The following is a 7,741-nucleotide window of genomic DNA, read 5'->3' as shown; positions in this document are numbered from 1 at the left end:
GAGGCCGACACCGCCGACGTTGTCCCGGTCGCCGAGGCGTTGGAACGGCTCGAACAGGTGATCCTCGCTTCCCGGGGGCAGCCCGCGACCGTCGTCGGCGACATTGACCAGCACCCGGTCACCGGCCCGGGTCGCGGTCACCCGCACCACGCTGTTCGGGGCGTACCGCAACGCGTTGTCGACCAGGTTCGCCAGCACCCGTTCCAGCAATCCGGCATCGGCCAGCGCGACCGTCGAGCCCACGTCAACCTTGACCTGCGCGATGCTGCCACGACCGAACGCCGTACTGCGGTCGCCGATGCTCACCAAGGCACGCTGCACCGCCTCCTCCAGATAGACCTTGGTCAGCCTGGGACGGACCACCCCCGCGGCCAGCCGGGACGAGTCGAGTAGGTTACCCACCAGTGCGGTCAGCTGATCGATCGACTCCTCCACGGTGGCGAGCAGCTCAGCGGTGTCATCCGGGGAGAAGTGGACGTCACTGGCGCGCAGGCTGGACACCGCCGCCTTGGCGCCCGCCAGCGGGGTGCGCAGGTCGTGGCTGACCGCCGACAGCAGTGAACGGCGCAGTTCGTCAGCCTGCATCACAGCTTCGGCCCGGCCGGCCTCCTCGGCCAGCTCCGCCTGTTTCACCAGGCCGGCGCCGAGCTTTGCCACCGCCGAGAGCACCCTGCGGTCACGGGCGGTCAACCGTCGGCCGGCCAGCAGCATCCAGAACTCGTCGTCGCCGACGTCGATGGCGGTGTCGGCGGAGTCCACCGTGGCGCAGGGATTCTCACCGACCGACGCGACGACCTCGGCCCGCTCCGCGCCCGCATCGGTGTGTTCGCGCAGGATGCTGACCGCGCGCTGCGAATAGGTTTCCCGCACTCGTTCCAGAAGTGCCTCCAGATCTGCGCCGCGCAGCACCGACCCGGCGAACAGGGTGAGGAGCTCGGCCTCCTGGGATGCCCGGCCCGCTTCCCGGGCTCGGTTCGCGGCGTAATCCACCAGAACCGCGACGGCGACCGCGACGACCAGCAGGACGATCTCGGTGACGGCCGCGTCGGGTTCCTGGATCGTGAAGCTGTGGCGGGGCGTGGTCAGGTAGTAGTTCAGAAGCAAGCCGGAGAGCGCGGCGGAGATCGCCGCCGGCGCAACACCACCGAGCAGTCCGACGGCCAGCACCCCGACGAAGAACACCGCGGTCACCCCGCCGGTGTCCAGATACGGGTCGAGCAGCGCCACCGCGCATGCCGCGATGGACGGCGGGATGATGAGCGCGGCCAGCCAGGATGCGGCGCGCCGTTCTCGTGGTGCGATGGAGACTGCGCGAAGGAAACGCCGTTTGGCTTCCTCGTGAGTCACGATGTGGATGTCGATCTTGCCGGACTGCTGCACAACCGCCGCACCGACGCCCTCGTCGAAGACGTAAGTCCACCGGGAACGCCGAGAAGTGCCGATCACCAGTTGGGTGGCGTTGACGTTGCGGGCGAAATCGAGCAGGGCGGTGGGCACGTCGTCACCGACCACGGTGTGCAGCGAAGCGCCGAGGCTGCTCGCCAGCTCGCGGAGTCGGGTCATTCGGACCGGCGATATGTTGGCCAGTCCGTCGTTGCGCAGGACATGCACCACCATCAGTTCGGCGCTCGACTTCGACGCGATCCGTGATGCCCGCCGTACCAGGGTCTCCGATTCCGCGCCTCCGGTGACCGCGACGACGACCCGCTCACGGGCCTCCCACGGCTCGGTGATCTTCTTGTCGGCACGGTATTTGGTGAGTGCCGCGTCGACCTGGTCGGCCAGCCACAACAGCGCCAACTCTCGCAACGCGGTGAGGTTTCCGCTTCGGAAGTAGTTGGACAACGCCGCGTCGACCTTCTCGGGCTTATAGACGTTGCCGTGGGAAAGTCTGCGCCGCAGCGCCTCCGGCGCGATATCGATGAGTTCGACCTGGGACGCCTGTCGGACCACCGAATCCGGCACCGTTTCCCGTTGGACCACCCCGGTGATCTGCGCGACGACGTCGTTGAGGCTCTCCAGATGCTGAATGTTGACGGTGGAGATCACCGTGATGCCGGCGTCCAGTAGCTGCTCGATGTCCTGCCACCGTTTCTTGTTGGTGCTGCCCGGCGTGTTGGTGTGCGCGAGCTCGTCGACCAGCACCACCTGCGGGTTCCGCGCCAGCACCGCGTCGACGTCGAGTTCGGGAAAACGACGGCCCCGGTAGCTGACGTACCGGGGCGGGATCACGTCGATGCCGTCGGCCAATTCCGCGGTTCTCCGGCGGCCGTGTGTCTCGATGACAGCGGCCACCAGGTCGGTGCCCCGTTCCAATCGTCGGTGTGCCTCACCGAGCATCGCGTAGGTCTTGCCGACCCCCGGCGCCGCACCCAGATAGATGCGCAACTCCCCGCGTTTACGCGGCTGGTCCCCGACGCTCACCGCACCATCATCTATCAGCGGATCAGCTGATGACGGGATAAAGCCGGTCGAGTTCGAGGTTGAGCGCGAGCACGTTCACCCGCGCCGCGCCGAGGAACCCGAGTTCGCGGCCGCGTCGATGGCTGCGCACCACGTCCCGCACTTGGTCCACGGTGATCCGCCGAGCCCTGGCCACCCGGGCGACCTGAATCTCGGCGTACGCCGGTGATATGTCCGGATCCAGACCGCTGGCGCTGGCGGTCACCGCGTCGGCGGGAACCGGCGGATCGCTCGGGGCGCTGCCGCGGATCGGCACGATCTGGCCGACCGCGTAGTCCTCGCCGAACTGTGCGCATTCCACCGGAACGCCGAGGTAGCTGGTCAGGAACGGTCTCCCGGTCGCGGTGCAGGGCTCGTTCACGCTGACCACCCGGACCGGGTGAGTGACGGCGCCGTCCCGGCCCCGGGGGCCGATCACCGACAGCACCGCCCCGACCCCGCTGCCGGCGCAGAAGGGGCGTGCGCCGTCCACCCCCTCGAGTCGCCCGATCGAGAGGCTGCGGGCGCAGACCTGGGTGAGTAGGCTGGCCCGGAATCGGGCGGCGCCCGGGTCGGCGCCGCCGGCCAGTTTGGCCGGATCGGCCGGGGTGTCGACGATGCTCTCCGGCCCGAGGTTGCTGCCACCGGTCGCTGTCGGGTCGTAGCCGCCCACCGACGGCCGGCTCTGAAAGTACTGCGGCAGCGGGCGCCCGCGGTCGTCGGTGAATGCCTGGCCGATCAGCCGGCTGCCGCGCGGCGCACCGTCGACGGCGATGATCGATCCGTCGGCACGAGACCGCAGTCCCGGAGTCTGGGCCACCAGCCAGATCAACACCGGGTAGCCAACGCCCAGGATCACAGTGAAGACCGCCAGCGCACGCAGTGCGGCCACGTGCTGACGAACCAGGTCGGCGAGTTTCACGTCACGACATCCCGGGAAGTAGTTGGACGATCATGTCGATGAGCTTGATCCCGACAAACGGGGCGGCAATCCCGCCTAGGCCGTAGACGTAGAGGTTTCGGGCGAGCAGTTTCGACGCGCTGGTCGGTGTGTAGCGAACTCCCCTCAGCGCCAACGGAATCAGTGCGGCGATGATGAGCGTGTTGAAGATCACCGCCGACAGGATTCCCGACTGCGGGCTGTGCAGCCGCATGACGTTGAGCAGTTGCAGGCCGGGGAAGAGCACTGCGAACAACGGCGGGATGATGGCGAAATACTTGGCGATGTCGTTGGCGATGGAGAACGTCGTCAGCGCGCCGCGGGTGATCAGCAGCTGCTTTCCGATCTCGACGATCTCGATCAGGCTGGTCGGGTCGGAGTCCAGGTCCACCATGTTGCCGGCCTCTTTGGCCGCTGTGGTACCGGTGTTCATCGCGACCCCGACATCTGCCTGGGCCAGCGCTGGCGCGTCGTTGGTGCCGTCGCCGGTCATCGCGACCAGCCGGCCGTTTTGCTGCTCCCGTCGGATGAGGGCGAGCTTGTCCTCCGGGGTGGCCTCCGCCAGGAAGTCGTCGACCCCGGCCTCCTCGGCGATTGCCCTGGCGGTCAACGGATTGTCGCCCGTGATCATCACCGTCCGGATGCCCATCCGGCGCATCGCGTCGAATCGGTCCCGCATTCCCTGCTTGACGACGTCTTTGAGGTAGATGACGCCCAGCACCCGAGCTTGGCTGGAGCCGCTGGACCCCTCGGCCACCACCAGCGGGGTTCCGCCCGCAGAGCTGATGCCGTCGACGATCTGTCCGAGTTCGACCGGGACCGTACCGCCTTGGCGACGTACCCAGTCGGCAACCGCACTGGCCGCACCCTTACGCAGCTGCCGCCCGTCCACGTCCACGCCGGACATCCGGGTGGTCGCGGTGAAACCGACCCAGGACGCGTGCGACAGTTCGCCGGCTGAGCGTTCTCGTAACCCGTACGCCTGTTTGGCGTAGACCACGACCGAGCGGCCCTCGGGGGTTTCGTCGGCCAGGCTGGAAAGCTGTGCGACGTCGGCAAGCTCCGCGGCGGTTACGCCGGCGACCGGGATGAACTCCGATGCCTGCCGGTTTCCCAACGTGATCGTTCCGGTCTTGTCCAGCAACAGGGTGTTCACGTCGCCGGCGGCTTCGACGGCGCGCCCGGACATCGCCAACACGTTGCGCTGCACCATCCGGTCCATCCCGGCGATGCCGATCGCCGACAGCAGCGCGCCGATGGTGGTGGGGATGAGGCAGACCAGCAGCGCGACCAAGACGATGCCGGTGACACCGTCGGCGTTGAGCGCGACGGTGTTCGGCACACCGGGGCTGTTGGACTTGGAGTAGATCACCAGCGGCTGCAGCGTGGCCACGGACACGACGAAGATCATGGTCAACGCGGCCAGCAGAATGTTCAGGGCGATCTCGTTCGGCGTCTTCTGTCGGTTGGCCCCCTCGACCAGCGCGATCATCCGGTCGACGAAACTGCGGCCGGGCTGCTGGGTGATCCGGACCACGATGCGATCGGAGAGCACCGTTGTCCCGCCGGTCACCGAGGACCGGTCACCGCCGGATTCCCGGATGACCGGGGCGGATTCACCGGTGATCGCCGATTCGTCCACCGAAGCAATGCCTTCCACCACGTCGCCGTCGCCGGGGATGGTCTGGCCTGCCTGCACCACGACGATGTCTCCTTGCCGCAGCTGCGGCGCTGGAATCTCATCCTCGGTGACGGCGCCCCCGGGGCTCGCGGGCGACCATCCGTTCAGGCGGCGAGCGAGGGTGTCGGCCTTGGATTTGCGCAGTGTGTCGGCTTGCGCTTTGCCGCGTCCCTCGGCGACCGCCTCGGCCAGGTTCGCCAGCAGCACGGTTAACCACAGGAACGACACGGTGAGCCAGCCGAACCAGCTGGGGGAGCCGATCGACAGCACGGTCGACCACGCCGCTCCGATCTCGACGATGAACATCACCGGGTTGCGCCACAGGGTGCGCGGATCCAACTTGCGCAATGCCTGCGGCAGCGAGCTCAGCAGCGTCCGGGGATCGAACAGCCCGCCCTGCACCCGGGTAGCCGAGGTGCGGCCGATCTGGGCGGGTTTTGTCGCCGGGAACGTCATGTCAATGCACTCCCTCGGCGAGTGGCCCGAGTGCCAGCGCGGGTAGGAACGTGAGCGAGACCAGGATGAGTGTTACGCCGACCACCAGGCCGACGAACTGCAGCCGGTGGGTGGGCAGGGTTCCGATCGATTCCGGTGTTCTGCCTTGCCCGGCAAGCGAACCGGCCAGCGCCAGCGCAAGGATCATCGGCACGAACCGGCCCACGATCATGGCTACGCCGAGCGCGGTGTTGTACCAGACGGTATTGGCGTTCAGGCCGGCGAAAGCGGAGCCGTTGTTGTTGGCTGCCGAGGTGAATGCATACAACACCTCGGACAACCCGTGTGGCCCGGTGTTCCCCAGGTCGGCGCGCATTCCGGGTAACGCGACCGTGGTGGCGGTGCCGACCAGCACGACGATCGGCGTTACCAGGAAATAGCTTGCGGCCAGCTTGATCTCGCGCGGGGTGATCTTCTTCCCCAAATACTCCGGGGTGCGACCGACCATCAGTCCCGCCACGAACACGGTGATCACAGCGAGAATCAGCAAGCCGTACAGGCCGGATCCGACGCCACCGGGAGCGACTTCACCGAGCTGCATGTTGAACAACGTGATCAAGCCGCCCAGGCTGGTGTAGGAGTCATGGGTCGAATCGACGGCGCCGGTCGAGGTCAGCGTGGTGGCGTCGGCGAAAACAGCCGAATTCGCAACCCCCAGGCGCTGCTCGATGCCCTCGGTCGCGGCCCCCACCGCCGTCGGCACCGTGCCGTGGTGCTGGAGCTGGAAAAGGCCGATCAGACTGAGACTGAGCATGGCGAGGGTCGCCATGACCGCGACGATCGCGTACCCCTGCTTCTTGCTGCCCACCATGCGGCCGAAGGTGCGGGGCAACGAGAAGCTGATCATCGTGATGAGGAAGATTTCCACCCAGTTCGTCCATCCGGTCGGGTTCTCGAACGGGTGCGCGGAATTGGCGCCGTAGAAGCCGCCGCCGTTGGTGCCCAGTAGTTTGATCACCTCCTGGCTGGCGACCGGGCCGTCGGTCATCACCTGTGACGCGCCGGCCACCGTGGACAGCACCTGGTGTCCGTGGAAGTTCTGGATCACCCCGCCGGCGACCAGCACCACCGCGCCGACCACCGCGATCGGCAGCAGGATGCGCAGCGTGCCGCGGACCAGGTCAACCCAGAAGTTGCCGAGTTCACCGGTGCGTCGGCGGACGAATCCGCGGACGAACGCGATCGCGACCGCCATGCCGACCGCGGCGGACACGAAGTTCTGCACCGCCAAACCCGCCATCTGAACCAGGTTCCCCTGCGTCGATTCTCCGCTGTAGGCCTGCCAGTTGGTGTTGGTGACGAAGCTGACGGCGGTGTTCCACGCCAACGGCGCCGTCATCGGCGTGTTCGGGTCGATCGCGGCTAGCGGCAGCCGGTTCTGTAGCAGTTGCAGGAGGAACAGCACCAGGATGCCCACCGCCGAGAAAGCCAGCGCGCTGCGCGCATAGCCGGCCCAGCCTTGTTCCACCTCCGGTGCGGCGCCGATCAGCCGGTAGATGAACCGCTCACTGCGGGAGTGCTTGTCGGAGCGGTACACCCGATACATGTAGTCGCCCAGCGGCGCGTGGACGACGGCGAGGGCGACGACGAGTGATCCGGTGAAGAGAATCCCGGCCGCGGTGCTGCTCACCTAGAACCTCTCCGGAAACAGCAGCGCGGCCACCAGCAGCGCGGTGATCGCCGCGGTTAGTGCAAGACCGACGGCGTTGTCGAGGCTCACAGTCGCTCGACCAGATTCACCGCGACGCCAAGCAGGCCGAAGAGCAACCCCGTCAACAACAGATAGGCCACGATCGACACCGACGCCCTCCAGTACGTGCGTGCGTAGGGCCGCCGGCCCCGTTAACCAGACTGGCAACGCTACTCCAGTGTGGCGGTGAATGATTCGCCGTTTACGGTTTCTTGACGGCAGCCTCGGTCAGCCGGCCACCACCGGTCGGCCCATCACCGTCGGCTTGAACCCGTAGCGCGGGGTGCCGAAGCCGTAGCCGCCGCGATTGGCCGAAGCCACCGACGGCAGCCCGCCCGGCAGCGTCGTCATCGAACCGGCTTCCTCCCCGGCCGCTTCCCAGCCGGCGCCGGTGAGCGTCGCCGGGGTGGCGGCACCGGCCGCCGGGGCGGCCGCGGACCAGGCCGACGGCACCGACAGCTCACCGACGGCGGCCGCCTGGCCGGCGCTGGCC

Annotated in this window: 6 protein-coding genes; all 6 read right to left on the bottom strand. The window is 67.6% G+C overall.

Going from position 1 to position 7,741, the window contains the following annotated elements; genetic code table 11:
• Positions 1–2,442 (bottom strand): sensor histidine kinase (locus AC2VNT_RS05815; protein WP_486945950.1); only part of this gene is annotated, 2,442 nt, incomplete at its 3' end.
• Between the two features lie 4 nt (positions 2,443–2,446).
• Positions 2,447–3,364, bottom strand: a complete 918-nt coding sequence (locus AC2VNT_RS05810) for a potassium-transporting ATPase subunit C (protein ID WP_486945949.1) — start codon at positions 3,362–3,364, stop codon at positions 2,447–2,449.
• A 1-nt stretch (position 3,365) separates the two neighbouring features.
• The gene (gene kdpB / locus AC2VNT_RS05805) at positions 3,366–5,519 is read right to left on the bottom strand and encodes a potassium-transporting ATPase subunit KdpB (RefSeq protein WP_486945948.1); all 2,154 of its coding nucleotides are present in this window, start codon (positions 5,517–5,519) and stop codon (positions 3,366–3,368) included.
• 1 nt (position 5,520) lies between these two features.
• Positions 5,521–7,188, bottom strand: coding sequence for a potassium-transporting ATPase subunit KdpA (gene kdpA, locus AC2VNT_RS05800; RefSeq protein ID WP_486945947.1), 1,668 nt, complete (start codon positions 7,186–7,188; stop codon positions 5,521–5,523).
• Positions 7,189–7,278: a potassium-transporting ATPase subunit F gene (locus tag AC2VNT_RS05795; RefSeq protein WP_486945946.1), complete on the bottom strand. Its 90-nt coding sequence runs from the start codon at positions 7,276–7,278 to the stop codon at positions 7,189–7,191.
• A gap of 198 nt (positions 7,279–7,476) precedes the next feature.
• A partial coding sequence (locus AC2VNT_RS05790) for a PE/PPE C-terminal domain-containing protein (protein ID WP_486945945.1) occupies positions 7,477–7,741 on the bottom strand: 265 nt, incomplete at its 5' end.

This window comes from Mycobacterium sp. TH-M15 (assembly GCF_057473705.1).
Note: the sequence above shows the minus strand (reverse complement) of the source record. Positions and strands in the feature narration are given on the sequence as shown.